The 15,869-nt window shown below is 72.4% G+C and carries 9 protein-coding genes and 1 pseudogene; 3 read left to right on the plus strand and 7 right to left on the minus strand.

Annotated elements, in window-relative coordinates; translation table 11 throughout:
* The 5 genes and pseudogenes from OC490_RS38855 to OC490_RS38875 all read right to left on the minus strand — a co-directional run.
* Positions 1–106, minus strand: a pseudogene (locus OC490_RS38855) (esterase); the annotation flags it as partial.
* A 218-nt stretch (positions 107–324) separates the two neighbouring features.
* Positions 325–1,269 (minus strand): helix-turn-helix domain-containing protein, encoded by a 945-nt coding sequence (locus tag OC490_RS38860; RefSeq protein WP_262062754.1) that lies wholly within the window; start codon positions 1,267–1,269, stop codon positions 325–327.
* A complete protein-coding gene (locus OC490_RS38865) occupies positions 1,254–2,219 on the minus strand; it encodes a helix-turn-helix domain-containing protein (RefSeq protein WP_410099233.1) in 966 nt (321 codons plus the stop codon). The genes OC490_RS38860 and OC490_RS38865 overlap by 16 nt, the downstream gene beginning before the upstream one ends.
* A gap of 96 nt (positions 2,220–2,315) precedes the next feature.
* Entirely contained in the window at positions 2,316–3,305 is a 990-nt protein-coding gene (locus OC490_RS38870; protein ID WP_262062756.1) for an alpha/beta hydrolase, read from the minus strand.
* A 22-nt stretch (positions 3,306–3,327) separates the two neighbouring features.
* Positions 3,328–5,916 carry a helix-turn-helix transcriptional regulator gene (locus OC490_RS38875; protein ID WP_262062757.1) on the minus strand — a complete coding sequence of 863 codons (2,589 nt, stop codon included), beginning with the start codon at positions 5,914–5,916 and terminating at the stop codon, positions 3,328–3,330.
* Between the two features lie 140 nt (positions 5,917–6,056).
* Here OC490_RS38875 and OC490_RS38880 point away from each other — a divergent pair, with 140 nt between their 5' ends.
* Positions 6,057–8,831, plus strand: coding sequence for a helix-turn-helix transcriptional regulator (locus OC490_RS38880; RefSeq protein WP_262062758.1), 2,775 nt, complete (start codon positions 6,057–6,059; stop codon positions 8,829–8,831).
* A gap of 54 nt (positions 8,832–8,885) precedes the next feature.
* On the opposite strand, the gene OC490_RS38885 is transcribed toward OC490_RS38880, so the two are convergent.
* Positions 8,886–9,686 (minus strand): class I SAM-dependent methyltransferase, encoded by an 801-nt coding sequence (locus OC490_RS38885; protein WP_262062759.1) that lies wholly within the window; start codon positions 9,684–9,686, stop codon positions 8,886–8,888.
* Between the two features lie 203 nt (positions 9,687–9,889).
* Positions 9,890–10,357, minus strand: coding sequence for an RICIN domain-containing protein (locus OC490_RS38890; protein ID WP_262062760.1), 468 nt, complete (start codon positions 10,355–10,357; stop codon positions 9,890–9,892).
* Between the two features lie 148 nt (positions 10,358–10,505).
* Here OC490_RS38890 and OC490_RS38895 point away from each other — a divergent pair, with 148 nt between their 5' ends.
* On the plus strand, positions 10,506–14,291 hold the full coding sequence (locus OC490_RS38895; RefSeq protein ID WP_262062761.1) for a hypothetical protein: 3,786 nt from the start codon (positions 10,506–10,508) through the stop codon (positions 14,289–14,291).
* 207 nt (positions 14,292–14,498) lie between these two features.
* Entirely contained in the window at positions 14,499–15,851 is a 1,353-nt protein-coding gene (locus OC490_RS38900; protein WP_262062762.1) for a beta-1,3-glucanase family protein, read from the plus strand.
* Positions 15,852–15,869: the final 18 nt, after the last annotated feature.

A 15,869-nucleotide genomic window follows, 5' to 3' on the forward strand; every position in this document is an offset into this window, starting at 1 on the left:
CCGCCGGGGGCAGGTCGAAGAGGTAGGGCGGGTTCGCGGTCGCCTCCGCGAAGGCGGCTGCCGCCGGCTCCAGCACCGGCTGGACCGGTTCGACGGTGTCGGACATGTGCTTCTCCTCGGTTTCGGATGAGATCTGTCGGGACCTCGGTCAGGACGTTAGGACCGCGGGATCGGCGGACATTGCGCGACAGCGCACCGGAGCCGGTCCGGCAGTGCACAGGAACTGACCCGGCAGTGCGCCTGAGGGGGACGCCGTGCGCTGTCGGACGTGAACTGCCGCGGAATTCACGGCAGTTCCATCCGCGGGGGGCTGTCGAAACCGCGTCAGCCGCCCGGCCGCTGCCCGCGGTACTGCGCCGGGGTCATGCCGTACGCCTTGCGGAAGGCATGGCTGAAGTGGGCGGGGCTGACGAACCCCCACCGGGCTGCCACGGCGGCGATGGTCCGGTCGGCCGCCGTGGGACGGGCGAGTTCGGCTCTGCACGATTCAAGCCGGCGCCGGCGTATCCAGCCGCCGACCGTGGTGTCCTGCTCGTGGAAGAGCTTGTGCAGATAGCGCAGGGAGACACCATGCGCGTCGGCGAGTGCTTGAGGGGAGAGCTCGGGCTCACCGAGGCGGGTCTCGATGGTGGCCTTGACGCGGTCCAACAGCGTGGCTTCCCCCGCACCGGCCGGCTCCGTGGTGGCCAGCCGATCCGCGGCCAAGGTGGCGAGGAGGTCGGCGACGGCGCGGGCGAGCTCCTCGCGGGCGGTCGGTGCGTCCTCGCAGATCTGCTGCGCCAGCCCGGACAGGAGCGGGAGCAGGAACGCGGCCGGTCCCTCGGGTGCGTCGCCGATGACCTTCGCGGCGACCCGCCGTATCTCCGCGTCGCCCAGCCGCAGCAGCGGGCGCGGAACCATCAGGACCCGCGCCCGCTGGTGCTCCGGCAGGACGAGGCTGAACGGCCGGCTCGCGTCGTAGAAGGCCAGGACTCCGGGGTACAGGTCCGCCGAACGGCCCTCCTGGAACAGCCGGGCCCGGCCGTCGAGTTGAAGACGGGCGAACACGTGGTCGTGGCCGTCGGCCGCCGCGCCCCGCGGAGTCCGGACGACCCTCACGGCGTCGGACTCCTCGGTCGCGAGCTGAAGCGTGCCCAGTCGCAGCACCTGGAGGGAGCCCCGCCAGGACTCCGGGTCCGAACGAGCGACCAGGTCGAGACAGCCGTACGCCGTCGACAGAGCCTGCTCGCACGACGACAGCCCGTCCACGGCGGTCAAGTGGCCCGGCACCAGTGCTCCTCCGTGAAGCGCCGGGCCCGTTCGTCCCGCAGCCAGTCGGTCGGGGAGATGCCGTACTCCCGGCGGAAGGCCCGTCCGAAGTGAGCGGTGCCGCTGAACCCCCAGCGCCGGGCGACGCTGCCCATGCTCGCGGCGCCGGTCAGTTCCCTGCGGCACTCCTGGAGCCGGAGCCCACGAATCCAGCAGCCGACCGTCGTGCCCTCCTGCTCGAACAGCCGGTGCAGATACCGCGTCGAGATGCCATGGGCCCGGGCGACGACCGCGGGTGTGAGACCCGGCTCCGCCAGGTGCCAGCGAATGAACCTCTGGATGCGCAGCAGGAGCACCCGGTCGGCGCCGGGCAGGTCGGCCGGTTCCTCGCCCAGTTGTTGCGCCGCGGTTGCGGCCAGCAGGCCCACGGCGCTCTCGGCCAGCCGTTCGGCGACCGGCCCGGAGTAGGACTCGGATGTGTCCGCGAGACGTGACATGAACGGTGAGAGCAGGGCGGAGAGCCCGGCCACCGGACGCAGGGCCCGCGCGGTGATCCGTCCCAGGGCCGCCTCCGGCTGGCCGAGGAGACACCGCGGTACGGCGAAGATCTTCAGCTGGAACCGCTGTGGAAACCGCGTGCGGAACGGACGGACGGTCTCGAAGAACGCGAGGTCACCGGGACGGAGTTCGGTGTACCGGCCGTCCTGTTCGACCTGGGCCGTACCGCTGCTCTGTACGGCGACGAGCACCTGCCCGCCGTCGCCGCGGGCGACGAAGCGCGGGGCCCGGTGTACCTCTCCCGGATCGCAGTCGACCGTGGTGATCTGGAGTTCGCCCAGTCGGTCCGTACGCATCGTGGCGTCGTACGTCCCGCTCTCCGTGGCGATGTCCATCCCCACCAGCGTGGCGAGCACGGCGTCGTGCCAGAACTCCAGACTTTCGCCGGCCGGTACGGAACTCGTGGAGAGCACCTGGCCGCGTCGCCTCACCGTGGGGTCGTTCCCTGTGAAGGAATCGTAGAGGGCTGACATACCCGTCAGCGTGCCTTCGGCCAGGGGGCGGACGCATCAGTCGGTCGACTGGTCCTCGCCACGCAGCAGGTCGCGCAGAAAGGCGACGCCCTGCCGCACGGCCGCCCGCGTCGGCGGACTGTCACGCAGCGCGGACAGCGAGACGAAGTCGTGGACCGTGCCCAGGAACCGGGTCGAGGTCACCGCGACCCCGGCCAGGCGCAGCCGCTCCGCGTACTGCTCACCCTCGTCCCGCGTCACATCGGCCTCCGCCGTGATCAGCAGGGCCGGCGGCAGCCCCGCCAGCTCCGCCGGGGCGGCGCGCGACGGGGACGCGGTCGGCTCGGCCAGGTCACGGGGATCGGCGCTGTACTGCCGCCAGTACCCGCGCAGGGCCTCCCGGGTGAGCAGATACCCCTCGGCGAACTGCCGTTGGGAGGCGCTGGCACAGTGTGCGTCGGTGATCGGGTAGTAGAGCAGTTGGGCACGGATCCTCGGGCCACCGCGCGACTTCACCAGCATGGTGAGCGCGATGGCCAGGGTGGCGCCGGCGCAGTCCCCGGCCACCGCCAGCCGGCCGGTGTCCAGCTCCAGTTCGGCCGCGTGCCGGACGGCCCAGACCATGAGGGCGTAGCACTCCTCGACGGCCACGGGGTAGCGGGCCTCGGGGGCGCGGCTGTACTCGGGTACGACGGCGGCCACTCCCGCGCCGAGCACGAGCTCGCTGATGAGCCGGGCGTGGGTCTGCGCGTCTCCCAGCATCCACCGGCCGCCGTGGACGTAGAGGAGGAAGGGAAGCGGCCCGCGGACTCCGGCCGGTCTGAAGATCCAGAAGCCCACCAGCCCGGACGGTCCCACGGGTGACACCTGGAAGGAGGCGTCCACCGCGAAGTCCTCCACCCGGTGGACCTGGGACTCCGTCAGGGCCTGTCGGCCGGCGGCCGGCGACAGCTCGTGCAGAAAGGGCGGCGCCGAGGACGCCTCGACCAGGCGCTGCACCAACGGATCGAGCGCCGGCGAAGAGGGGTGCCGTCCGTCCGGTTCCATGCGACAACCGCCTCTCGCCCCGTCACTTCTCGCACACGAGGAGATCGCGCAGTTGGTGGCGGCTGCTGATGCCGAGTTTGGGATAGACGTTGTAGAGGTGCGAGCCCACGGTACGCGGCGAGAGGAACAGCTGTTCGCCGATCTCGCGGTTGGACAGACCGTCCGCGGCCAGCCGTACGATCTGCCGTTGCTGGGCGGTCAGTTCGCCCAGCGGATCCGTCGATGCGGGAGCCTCGGCCACTCCACTCGCGCGCAGCTCGCCGCGGGCCGACTCGACGAGGTGCCGGGCGCCGAGCCGGGTGGCCGTTTCCAGTACGACGGTCAGCTGGGCGCGGGCCTCCAGCGGCCTCCTGCGCCGGCGCAGCCAGATCGCGTAGTCCAGGCGGGCCCGGGCCCGTTCCAGGGGCCAGCGGGCCGCCTCCGGATTGACCACGGCCAGCTGGAAGTGGTGCTCGGGGTCCGCGTCCTCGTCGACCAGCGCCGCCGCGTGGTGCATCAGCAGCGTCATCCGGGTCGTCGGCCGGGCGCCCTGGCTTCGCCGGACCCGCGCGAGGACGTGCGCCGCTTCCCGCCGCCGGCCCGTGCGGTGGGCGGCGACGGCCAGTTCGGCGACGCAGCGGGGTGAGAGGAAGGGGTCGAGGGGATCGCCGTCGTCCGCGAACAACGTCCGCAGGTGCCGGAAGGCGCCGTCCCCGTCCCCCAGGACCATGGCCGTCAGACCGCAGGCCCGCAGCATCCGGGCATGCGTGGCACGGTTCTCGTGCAGGCTGACGGAGCGCCAGTTCGGGCCGGTGAACCGGGCGCCCGGCACGCTCTCGCCGCGCAGCGCGCACAGCGTCGTCCCCAGGGCTTCGAGATCCATCTCGACGCGGGTCCACCCATGGACGGCCGCGTACGAGAGCCCCTCCTCGATCAGGGACTCGGCCTCGGCCCAGCGGCCGAGATCCAGGAGTGTTTCCACCTGGACCGCGACGGCCCAGGCGAACGGGCCCAACGCACCCTGCGCGCGCAGGAGTTCGCCCGCCTGCCGGAACTGCTCCGCGCACAGGTCCGACTCGTCGGTGTGGTGGGCGAGCGAGGCGGTCGTGAGCAATCGGGCCGACCGGCTCGGACCGGTCGTGGTCGCGGCGAGGGCCTTCAGGGAGGCGAGGACGTCGGTGTGCTGCCCGCCGTCCTCGTCCGTCCGGCCGAGAAGGGACCCCAACTGCCGCCAGTGCTGCGGGAGTCCGGACTGGCGGGCGATCCCCGTCGCCACGGCCGCCAGGGCGAAGGCCGTCGTGCCGTCGCTCTCCTGCGTCTGCCGCGCCGCCTCCAGCAGGAGGTCGAACGCCTCGCGCTGGAACGACAGCAACGACAGCGCCCCACCCATGGCGCAGGCCGCGGCACCGACCAGTTCCGGGTCCCGGTTCGTCCGGCCCAGTGCCGTGTACAGCTCGCGCACCCATGCCGGGTCTCCGACGTCGCTCGCGGCGGTGAGTGCCGCGGCGAGACGGCGGGCGCGGTCGTGGTCGCGGGGACTGAGGAGCGCGGCCTGCTCCAGTGCGCGGGCCGCGGTGAAGCGGTCACCCCGGACGGACGCGGCTTCCAGGGCCGCCGCCACGGACTCGTCCGGACCGACCGCGGCCGTGGCCAGGTGCGCGGGGCCGTGGGTGGATACGGCGGCCAGATCCCGGTGGGCCCGCCGGCGCAGTTGCGCGGGCTGCCGGTGGTAGGCCGCCGTACGCGTCAGCGGATTGCGGAAGGTCAGTCCTCCCCCGGTGACCGTGATCAGTCCGGCCGCCTCCGCCGGGGCCCACACCCTCAGGTCGTCGGAGCCCAACGAGGCCATGACGGTGCCGAGTTGCTCCTGCGGCAGAGCAGCTGCCGCGTACAGCAGGGCATGCCGTGTTTCTTCCGGCAGCGCGTCCAGCCGCGCCGCGAACATCTGCTGGATGCCCCAGGGCCGCTCCCCGGCACGGCTGAGCTCGATGATCGCCAGCGGATTGCCCTCCGCCTGCCGGAGCAGCTCCAGCCTGGCCCGTCCGGTGGGCGCACCGGGCAGCGCGTCCAGCAGCCGGGCCGCCGCCCGCGGGGACAGGGGACCGAGAGACAGTACGGCGAGGTCGGAGGGGACGCCCGGAGGGGGAGTCTCGCCGTGTGCCGAGAACAGCACGGAGACGGACGGATCGGTGAGTCGTCGTGTCACGAAGGACAGGACGGCCAGGGAGGCGTGGTCGCAGTCCTGGAGGTCGTCGACGGTCAGCAGGACCGGTCCGGTCCGCGCGAGCCGGGCCAAGAACGTCAGGAGCGCGATGGCCAGGACCGTTCCCTCCGGCGGCACGTCGTCCGCCGTCGGCGCGAAGAGGGCGCGCAGCGCGCGCTGTTGGGGAGTCGGCAGGGCGTCGAGCTCGTCCCGCACCGGCAGGAGAAGCTGGTGCAGACAGGCGTACGACTGCTGTGCCTCCGACGAGCAGGCACGCGCCGACAGAACGCGAGTCCCGCGCTCCCCGGCCTCCTTGCCTGCGATCCGGAGCAGCCGGGTCTTGCCGGTGCCGGTGTCCCCCAGCACCAGCAGGGACCGCGGCCCGTCCACGCCCCGCAGGATCCGGTCGACGTCCGCTTCCCCACCCACCGCTGTACTCCCGATCACTGTGCTCAGCCCGGAGACAGGACGCTGTCAGGGGAGCGACGAGCAGCGCTTCTGTCATGTGACCAGTCATGCGCGCGGGCCCTGGCAGGATGGGACACGAGCGGTGGGGAGAACGGAACTTCATGGACGTCGGTGACTTCGGTGCCGAGCAGGATCACGGGTCGGCGCTCCTCGGCAGGGAACGTGAGATCTCACGGATCACGCGGCTGGTCGACGCCGTGGACGGCGACGGTCCCAAGGTGCTGGTGCTGACCGGCGAGCCGGGGGCGGGAAAGAGCACCCTGGTCGACCTGGCCGCCGCGTCGGCCTCGGACCGCGGCCGACGCGTGCTGAGGGTACGGGGCTGCGAGGGCGAGCAGGACCTCGGCTTCGCCGGGGTGCATCAGCTGCTGGGTCCCGTGCTCGGCGGCGTCGACCGGCTTCCCGCGCGTCAGCGCGACGCCCTGCGCCACGCGTTCGGCATGGATCAGGCCGACGGATTACCGGCCCCCGAACCGCTGTTGATCAGAACCGCGGTGCTGACTCTGCTCTCGGACACTGCGGCGGAGCGTCCGCTGCTGATAGCCGTCGACGACGCCCAGTGGCTGGACGTCGGCTCGCTGGACGTGCTCGCCTTCGTCGCCCGGCGGCTCGACGAGGAACCCGCCGCCCTGCTGCTCGCGGCACGCGACGAAGCGGTGCCCGTGCGCTTCGACCGTGACTTCCCGCATCTGACGCCCGGTCCGCTGGACCGGGCGGCGGCCGGGCTCCTGCTGGACCGGCAGCCGCAGCCGCCGCGGGGCCGGGTCCGGTCACAGATCCTCAAGGAGGCAGCCGGGAACCCGCTCGCCCTCATCGAACTCGCGCGGGCCTTCGCCAGGGATCCCGACGGCGGCAACCTCGGCCCGTTCGGTTCGCTGCCGCTCACCTCTCGCCTTGTGCACCTGTTCGCGGCCGACCTGCCCACACTGCCGCCCACGACCCGACGAGCCCTGCTCCTGGTGGCGGCGGCGGGCACCGCACAGCTCTCGGACGTACCGGACGCGGGCGGACCGGAAGTCTGGGAACCCGCCGAGCAGGCGGGGCTCGTGCGCGTCGACGGCGGCCGGGCAAGACTCCGCCACCCCTTGGTCCGCTCCGCCGTGTACCAGGCCGCCTCCTTCGCCGAACGCCGCGAGGCCCACCTCGCCCTCGCCGCCGCGCTCGCGCACGAACCCGACCGCCGAGCCTGGCACCTCGCCGCGGCAGCGCTCGGCCCGGACGAAGACGTCGCCCGCGCCCTGGCCGAGAGCGCGGAACGCCTCCAGCACCGCGGCGGCCACGCCGCCGCGGCGACCGCCCTCGAACGCGCCGCCGAACTCACCCCCGATCCGCAGGAGCGAGCCCGACGCCTGCTCGCCGCGGCCACGTCGGCCATGTACGCGGGGCACCCGCAGTGGGTGGGGGACATCGCGTGCCGCGTCGACGGCCTCACGGACGACCCCCAGCTCCTCGCCGAGGCCTCCCTGCGGGCCGGCTGGTCGCTGGCTGTCACCCTGCGGCACGACGACTCCCTGGCCTTCCTGCTCCCCGTCGCCGAATCCATGGCCGCCCATGCACCGGCCCTCGCCCTGAACGCCCTGGGAACCGCGGCGACCCCGGCCTACAACTCGGGCGATCCCCGCTACCGGCACGACATCCAGCGGATCAACGGCCTCATCGCCCGGCAGCCGGACGAGACCGACCGCGTCTGGCAGCGGGCGGCCGTCCGGCCGTTCACGGACCGGCAGCAGACCCTGAAGAGCCTGCACCACGCCGTGGACGCCCTGCCGGACGGCTCCCTGACCGGCCTCGTCTCACTCGGTGGCGCGGCCTGGATCCTCGACGAGACCGACGAGGCCGTACGCCTGCTCGACCGGGCCATGGACCAACTGCGCCGGGCCGCCACGGCCGGCGCCAACTGCACCGTCGCGCAGGCCCTGGCCCTGGCGCACTTCGAGAGCGGAGCCTGGAGCGCGGCGCAGGCTGCCGCCGAAGAGGCCCTCTGGACGGCGACGGAGGCGGGCGCGGACAACGTCATGGTGGGATCGCCGATCCTCCAGGCCACCCTGCGCGCCGCTCGCGGGGACAGCGCGGGCGCGCGGGCGCAGGTGGACGACGCCGTCCGCGGCCGGGACCTGCGGAAGTCCCGCAGCCTGTACGTGCGTCACCGTCATGCGCTCGCCCTGGCCGCCCTGGCGGAGGGCGACCACGAGACGGCGTACGGTCAACTCCGCCGCACCTTCACCCAGGACGCCCACCCGGCACCCGTCCATTACCACGCCTCCCTCTACTACCTCGCCGATCTCGCCGCCGCAGCCGTCCGGGCCGGACAGGCGGACGACGCCCGCGCAGTGCTCCACGCCGCCGAGCGGACCCTGGAGCAGCAGCGCTCCGCTCGTCTGGCCGCGATCGTGCACCGCGCCTCGGCACTGCTGAGCGAACCCGACGACGCGGAGTCCCGCTTCCGTGCGGCGATCGGCGACCAGGCCGGCGCCGGCTGGCCCTTCGAACACGCCCTCGCCCACCTCGACTTCGCCGAGTGGCTACGGCGCCGCCGGCGCACCGCCGAAGCACGCCCCCTCCTCGCCACCGCCCTCGACATCTTCGAACGACTGGACGCACGCCCCTGGGCCGAGCGCACCGCCGCGGAACTTCGCGCGGCGGGCGTGGCCGTGGCACCTCCCGCCGTCCACGATGTGCTGGCCGACCTGACTCCGCAGGAGTTGCAGATCGCCGAACTGGCAGCGGAAGGCCTGACGAACCGGGACATCGGTACTCGGCTCTACCTCTCCCACCGCACCATCGGCTTCCACCTGCACAAAATCTTCCCCAAGCTCGGCATCACCGGCCGCGCCCAACTGCGCGACGTCCTCGACCGCGTCCGGCGGCCGGAGTGACGACCGGTGCCGGGCTGCTGAGGCCGCCTTTCGCACCCTGTTGGAGGGCTCTGCCTACTGGTGCGCCGTGTAGACGGTCGCGGTCATCGGCGCGGTGACACGGCCGGTGCCGAGCTGGTCCGTCATCTTCTGTGTGACGGCGGCCTGGAGGGCCTGCGCGTCCTCGCGGGCCTGCACGGCGGCGCTCACCGGCGTGCCGGTGAGGAACCCGGTGGCGACGGAGGCGGCAGACTCCGCGACGCCGTCCAGCGTGACCTCCTCGACGGTGGCCAGGGTCAGTCCGGCGGCCGTGAGGTCCGCGGTGACCGCGGCCGGGTCGGAGTAGCCGTGGGGCACGTCCTTCAGGAACGGTGGGGCCCCGTCGGGCATGGACTGTTCCAGGGCGGTCTGGAAGGCGGCCCCGAACCCGTGCGAGGCCAGCGGGCCCCAGCTGTTGAACAGGAACCGCCCCTGCGGGGCCAGGACCCGGCGCACCTCGGCGTAGGCGGCGGGCCTGTCGGGGAAGAACATCACCCCGAACTGGCACACGACGAGGTCGAAGCTGCCGTCCTCGAAGGGCAGCTCCTGGGCGTCCGCCTGCCGCCAGTCCGCACGGGGTTCCCGTGCCGAGCCCGCGGTGACCATCGCTTCGTTGAGGTCGGTCGCCACCACCGAGGCCGTGGGCACGGCGGTGAGCAGGGCCGAGGTCAACGCCCCGGTCCCGGCGGCGAGTTCCAGGACCGTGCGGGGCCGCAGCGCTGCCGCCCTGGCGGCCAGGTCGATGGCGAAGGGCCGGAAGAAGACCGGCACCAGGTGGCGTTCGTAGGCCTCGGGCATGGACCGTGTCCACCGCCGGTTCGCATCGTCTGTGCTCATTCGACAGACACTAGACCCGCGGGAACTCCGACGGCGGACGGCCACGGCCGCGGGCCAGTGACCTCTTCGAGTGACAGCCTTCCGTTCGGCACCGCGGCTCATCCGCGGTGCGCGACTCTCGTCCCGTGTGTGATCGACGCGAGTGCCGTGCGCGAACGACCGTGGCCCGGCCCGGCACCTCGGGTGCCGGGCCGGGCCGCCGTTCAGAGGCTCCAGCTCTGGCTCTTCGCTCCGTTGCAGCTCCAGGTCACCAGGAGCTGGCCGTTGCCGGACCGGCCCGCCAGGATGTCGAGGCACTTTCCGTTCATCCGGCTGCGCAGCTCGCTGCCGCTCCAGTACCACCTCTGGTTGCTGCCGCCGTTGCAGTCCCAGAGGTCCACCGATGCCTGGTCACCGGGATTGGAACCGTAGATCTCCAGGCACTTGCCGTTCATGCTCGAACGGATCTGCTCGCCGTCCCAGCGCCACTGCTGGTTGGTGTTGCCGGTGCAGTCCCACGTCACGGTGGAGGCGCCGTTCTCATTGTGGAACATGAAGATGTCGGCGCACCGCTCGTCCAGGTGGGACGTGAGCATGGGTGCCGCGGCGTGGGCCGGCGGGGCCGTCAAGGCACCGCCGATCGCGAGCCCGATCGCCGCCAGGAGCGGTACCAGTCGTTTCGTGGCCTTCATGTTGTTCCTCCGCGTGGTCGGTGCGCGGTTGCGCTGACCCATGGCTATCCGCCGCGCGTTGTCCGGCGCCGGGCCGTCGACGCCGGACATCAACGGCCGGACAACCGGGGCCCGTCGGCGCCCCGGAAGGCCTCCGGAAGGGAACGGCATGCCACGCGCCGAACGGCCGCTTGACCTGGACGGCGGTCCGCTGACGTGCTTCGCGGCCGACCTGCGGAGACTGCGCGAGAAGGCGGGCGGACCGCCGTACCGGACGATGGCCAAGCAGGCGCACTATTCGTCCACGACGCTGTCGGACGCGGCCGGCGGACGCACGTTCCCGAGCCTGGGCGTGACGCTCGCCTATGTCGAGGCGTGCCAGGGCGAGCGCCGTGCGTGGGAGTCCCGTTGGCATGCCGTCGCCGCCGAGATCGCCGCGAGCGCGAAGGGCGGCGAGCCCCGTGAGGACTGCGGGCAGGGCACGCCGTACGTCGGGCTGTCCGCGTTCCAACCGGAGGACGCCGACCGGTTCTTCGGACGTGAGCGACTGACCGACGAGGCCCTCGCGCGCCTGCGCGACCGCCGGTTTCTCACGGTCTTCGGGCCGTCCGGGTCGGGGAAGTCCTCGCTGCTGCGGGCGGGGCTCGTCGCTCGTGCCCGGGCGTCGGGTTGGCCGGTGCTGCTCCTCACGCCGGGCCCCCACCCCCTGGAGGAGTGCGCCGTCCGCCTGGCCGCGCTGACGGGAGAGGCACCCGGCGCGCTCATCACCGAACTGCGCCACGACCCCGAGGCGCTGCACCTGCGCATCCGGCAGACCGCGGTCGACCGCGCACCGGACATCGACACCCTCATCGTGGCCGACCAGTTCGAGGAGGTCTTCACCCTCTGCCGGGACCGGGCCGAACGCGACGCGTTCATCGCCCTGTTGACCACCGCCACCACCGCGCCGACCAGCCGGACCCGGGTGGTGCTCGGCGTACGCGCCGACTTCTACGGCCACTGCGTCCAGGACCCCCGGCTGGTCGAGGCGATGCGCGACGCCCAGCTCGCCGTGGGCCCGATGAGCAGCCAGGAGCTGCGCGAGGCCATCACCCGCCCGGCCGGGCTCGCCGGCTGCACGGTGACCGGCCCGCTGCTCGCGGCCGTGGTCGCGGACGCGACCGGCCAGCCGGGCGCGCTGCCCCTCGTCTCGCACGCGATGGTGGAGACCTGGCGCCGCCGCAGCGGCAGCCGCCTCACCCTCGACGGATACCTCGCGGCCGGAGGCATCCAGCACGCGCTCGCGCAGACCGCCGAGACCGCCTACCGGGCGCTGTCGCCGGTCCGGCAGGACCTCGCGCGATCCCTGTTCCTGCGGCTGACCGCGCTGGGCGACGGTACCGAGGACACCAGACGCCGTATCACCCCGGACGAACTGGACCCGGGCCCCGACACCGCGTTCGTGCTCGAATCCCTTGCCAGGCAACGGCTGGTGACCCTCGACGAGCGGTATGTCGAGATCACCCACGAGGCGATCATCCGGTGCTGGCCGAGGTTGCGCGGCTGGCTGACCGAGGACCGGGAGCGGCTGCTCCTGCACCGGCAGCTCACCGACGCGACCGCCGGCTGGGAGGCGCACGGCCGCGACCCGCACGCCGTGTGGCGAGGGGCCCGTCTGTCGGCGGCCCTGGACCTGGTCGTCGCGGACGCCGGCCGACTGACGTGCAGGGAACGGAGTTTCCTCGACGCGAGCAGCGACGCACAGGCCGGCGAGCTGGCGGCGGTCAGACGGCGGACGGTCCGGCTGCGCCAACTGGTCACGCTGCTCACCGTGTTGGTGCTCACCGCGGTCACCACCGGTGTGCTGGCCGTCGGTTCGCGCAACTCGGCCGTACGGCAGCGCAATGTGGCCGTCGCACGCAAGGTCGCCACGGACGCGGCCGAGCTACGGCAGCAGAACCCGGCGCTGGCCGCGCAGTTGAACCTGGCCGCGTACCGGCTGGCCCCCACGGCCGACGTCCGCGATCAGCTCATGAACACCTTCGCGACGCCGTACACGAGCCGCCTCGCCGGCCACACCTCCGACGTGGTCTCGACCGCCTTCGCGCCCCGGAACTCGTTGCTGGCCACCGCGAGTTGGGACCGCACGGTCCGTCTGTGGGACGTGCGCGACGCCCACCGGCCCGTCCAACTGGCGGTTCTGCGCCAGCCCTGGCGGATGGTGTCGGTCGCGTTCGGGCAGGGCGGTCGCGTCCTGGCGACGGCGGGCGACGGTTCGGTGCGGCTGTGGGACGTGACGGACCGGCGGGCCCCCGCCGCGCTGAGCACCCTGCCGGATCAGCCGGCCGCGCCGATGTGGGTGGCGTTCCGGCCCGCCGGCGATGTCGTCGCCACCGGCCACACCGACGGCGCGACCCGGCTCTGGAACGTACGGGATCCCCGGCATCCCCGATGGCTGGCCACCCTCACCGGCCACACCGGCGCGGTCACCTCGGCGGCGTTCAGCCCGGACGGGCACACGCTGCTGACCACCGGCGACACCACCGCCAGGCTGTGGGACGTCACCGATCCCGCCCAGCCGCGCCCACTCGACGTGCTGCGCGGCCACACCGACACCGTGACCTCGGCGGCGTTCAGCCCGGACGGCCGGACCGTGGCGACCGGCAGCTGGGATCACACCGCACGGGTCTGGCCCCTCGGTGACGGCGGTCCCCTGATACGGCGGCCACCGACCGTCCTGCTCGGCCATACCGCGATCGTCTGGTCGGTGGCGTTCGGCCCCGACGGACGCACCCTCGTCTCGGTCGGCGGGTCCACCCTGTTCTGGGACCTCACCGAACCGGCCCGTCCCCAGCGCGTCAGCGCGATCCCCGGAGGGGCTTACCAGGCCGTATTCAGCCCGGACGGCCGCGTGCTCGCCGACGCCGACCGACTACTGGACCTGAGGGACCTGTCGCTCGCGACCCACGACGACGTCGTCACGTCCCTCGCGTTCGCTCCCGGCGGCCATGTGCTCGCCAGCGCGAGCTGGGACGGTACCGCACGGCTCTGGCGGGTCACCGGCGGCCGGGCCCTGTGGCCGCTGGCGGTCCTGCGCGGACACACCAAATTCGTCCGGTCCGTGGCCTTCAGCCCGGACGGGCGCACTCTCGTCACCGCGAGCGAGGACACGACCGTCCGCGTATGGGACGTGACCGACCCGCGCAGACCCCGGCTCAGATCGGTCGTTCCCTGCGGCGCCGGCGAGGTCGCGGGGGCGGGCTTCGGACCAGGCGGCCACCTGCTGGTCGTGTGGGCGCAGCACGGGGCCGGCCTGTGGGACCTGACCGACCCCGACCGTCCCAGGCCGCTGAGCCGCATCGCCGAAGGCGGACCGGATGTCACGATGGCGTCGTTCCGGCCGGACGGCCGCACGCTGGTGACGAGCACGGGCAACGTCGGCTCCCTGCGGTTCTGGGACATCGGCGAGCCGCGCAACCCCCGCGAACTCCCTTCCCCACTGCGGTCCGAGCCGCTCACCGACGGCATGTTCAGCCCCGACAACCGGAGCCTGGCCGCGATCCACTGGCCGGACCGGACGGTCTGGCTGATCGACATCGGCGACCTCGGCCGCCCGCCGAGGGCGAAGCGGCTACGGGCGTACGGCTCCTGGCTCTACGCGCTGGCCTTCTCCGCCGACGGCCGCCGACTGGTCGCCGGCGCCGCCGACGCCAAGGCCCTGCTGTGGGACGTAGGCGGTACGACTGCTCCCGTCGTCCTCGGCGGCCATACGAACCCGGTGCCGGCCGTGGCGTTCGGCCCGCACGGCGACACCCTGGCCACCGGCGGCAACGACTTCACGATCCGGCTGTGGAACACCGACCCGGACAGGGTCGCCGCCCGCGTCTGCGACACCGCGTACCCACGGATCACCAGAGCCGAATGGGCGAGGTACTTCACGGCGACGGACTTCGAACCACCCTGTCCCGCCACATGACTTCACCATCAGGTCCATACCAGACGCGTCAAGTCATGGAAGAGCAAGGCGAGTTGAGGCCCACCTTGCGGTCGGGTTCTGAATGGAACGCCGCGGCAATACGCGGTGTCACCCCGAACTGCCGTGAGTTCGGCTTCAGTTGTTGACGCCGGGCAGTGGCGCGGCTACAACCCGGGGAGAGCGCTCCCAACCTTGAGGAGACCCCCCATGCAGCCTTCCGCCGGCCCATCCGCCAGACCTTCACCCGCCGCCGTACGCTCCCGTACGGCTCTCGGTCTGGTCGTCCTCCTGATCGTCGCCTGCTTCGCCGCCCTGACCCCCTCGCCCGCCCGCGCCGCCGACCAACTCCTGTCCCAGGGGCGGCCCGCCACCGCGTCCTCGACCGAGAGCGCGTCCTTCCCGGCGAGCGCCGCCGTCGACGGGAACACCGGGACCCGCTGGTCCTCCGCCTTCGCCGATCCGCAGTGGATACGGGTGGACCTCGGCTCCGTCCAGCAGCTCACCCGCGTCTCGCTGAACTGGGAGACCGCCTACGCCACCGGCTACCAGATCCAGACCTCGACCGACGCCGACACGTGGACCACCGTCTACTCCACCACCACCTCGACCGGCGGCACCCAGAACATCACCCTCACCGGCAGCGGACGCTACGTCCGCGTGTACGGCACCGCCCGGGCCACCCAATGGGGCTACTCCCTCTGGGAGTTCCAGGTCTACGGCCCCGGAAGCACCACCCCGCCCGACGACTTCTGGGGCAGCACCAGCGACATACCGGCGGCCAACAACGCCGTGGAGGTGAAGATCCTCAACCGCACCAACGGCAAGTACCCCGACAGCCAGGTGTATTGGAGCTTCAACGGGCAGACGCACTCCATCGCCGAGCAGCCCTACCTCGACATGCCCGCCAACTCCGCGGGCCGGATGTACTTCTACCTGGGCTCGCCCACCAGTTCCTACTACGACTTCATCGAGTTCACGGTCGGCAGCAACGTCTTCAACGGCAACACCACCCGCGTCGACGCCTTCGGCCTCAAGCTCGCCATGCGCCTGCACAGCAAGGACGGTTACGACACCGAGGTCGGTGAGAACCGGGCCACGTTCGCCGAGGATCGCGCGACCACCTTCCAGCGCTTCACCGACGCGGTGCCGTCCCAGTTCAAGGTGCTGGCCCAGACGCAGGCGCCGTACCGGATCATCGCTCCCGGCAGCGACCCGAGCTTCCGCGCGGGCGGCGCCAACGCCACCTACTTCACGTCCTACGCCCAGTCGGTGGGCGTGAACGCGGCCACCTCCGACATCTTCGGCTGCGCCGCGTCCCTCGCCGCCAACCCCGACATGTGCGCCGCACTCAACCGCCATGTGGCGACCCTGCCGGCGTCGCAGCAGTCCGACCCGACGCAGTTCTACAAGGCGGCTCCGGCGAACTACTACGCCAAGTTCTGGCACGACAACGCCATCAACCAGCTTGCCTACGGCTTCCCTTACGACGATGTCGCGGGCCAGTCCTCCTTCATCTCGCACGCCGACCCGCAGTGGCTGCTGGTCGCCGTCGGCTGGTAGGCACGGAGGAGACATCGT

The organism is Streptomyces sp. STR69, from assembly GCF_024519455.1.
GTDB lineage: Bacteria > Actinomycetota > Actinomycetes > Streptomycetales > Streptomycetaceae > Streptomyces.

What these genes read in the sequence shown, in the direction of transcription:
- OC490_RS38870 (WP_262062756.1), bottom strand. Translation starts at nt 3,305, where the DNA reads ATGGAACCGGACGGACGGCACCCCTCTTCGCCGGCGCTCGATCCGTTG.
- OC490_RS38880 (WP_262062758.1), top strand. Translation starts at nt 6,057, where the DNA reads ATGGACGTCGGTGACTTCGGTGCCGAGCAGGATCACGGGTCGGCGCTC.
- OC490_RS38885 (WP_262062759.1), bottom strand. Translation starts at nt 9,686, where the DNA reads ATGAGCACAGACGATGCGAACCGGCGGTGGACACGGTCCATGCCCGAG.
- OC490_RS38890 (WP_262062760.1), bottom strand. Translation starts at nt 10,357, where the DNA reads ATGAAGGCCACGAAACGACTGGTACCGCTCCTGGCGGCGATCGGGCTC.
- OC490_RS38895 (WP_262062761.1), top strand. Translation starts at nt 10,506, where the DNA reads ATGCCACGCGCCGAACGGCCGCTTGACCTGGACGGCGGTCCGCTGACG.
- OC490_RS38900 (WP_262062762.1), top strand. Translation starts at nt 14,499, where the DNA reads ATGCAGCCTTCCGCCGGCCCATCCGCCAGACCTTCACCCGCCGCCGTA.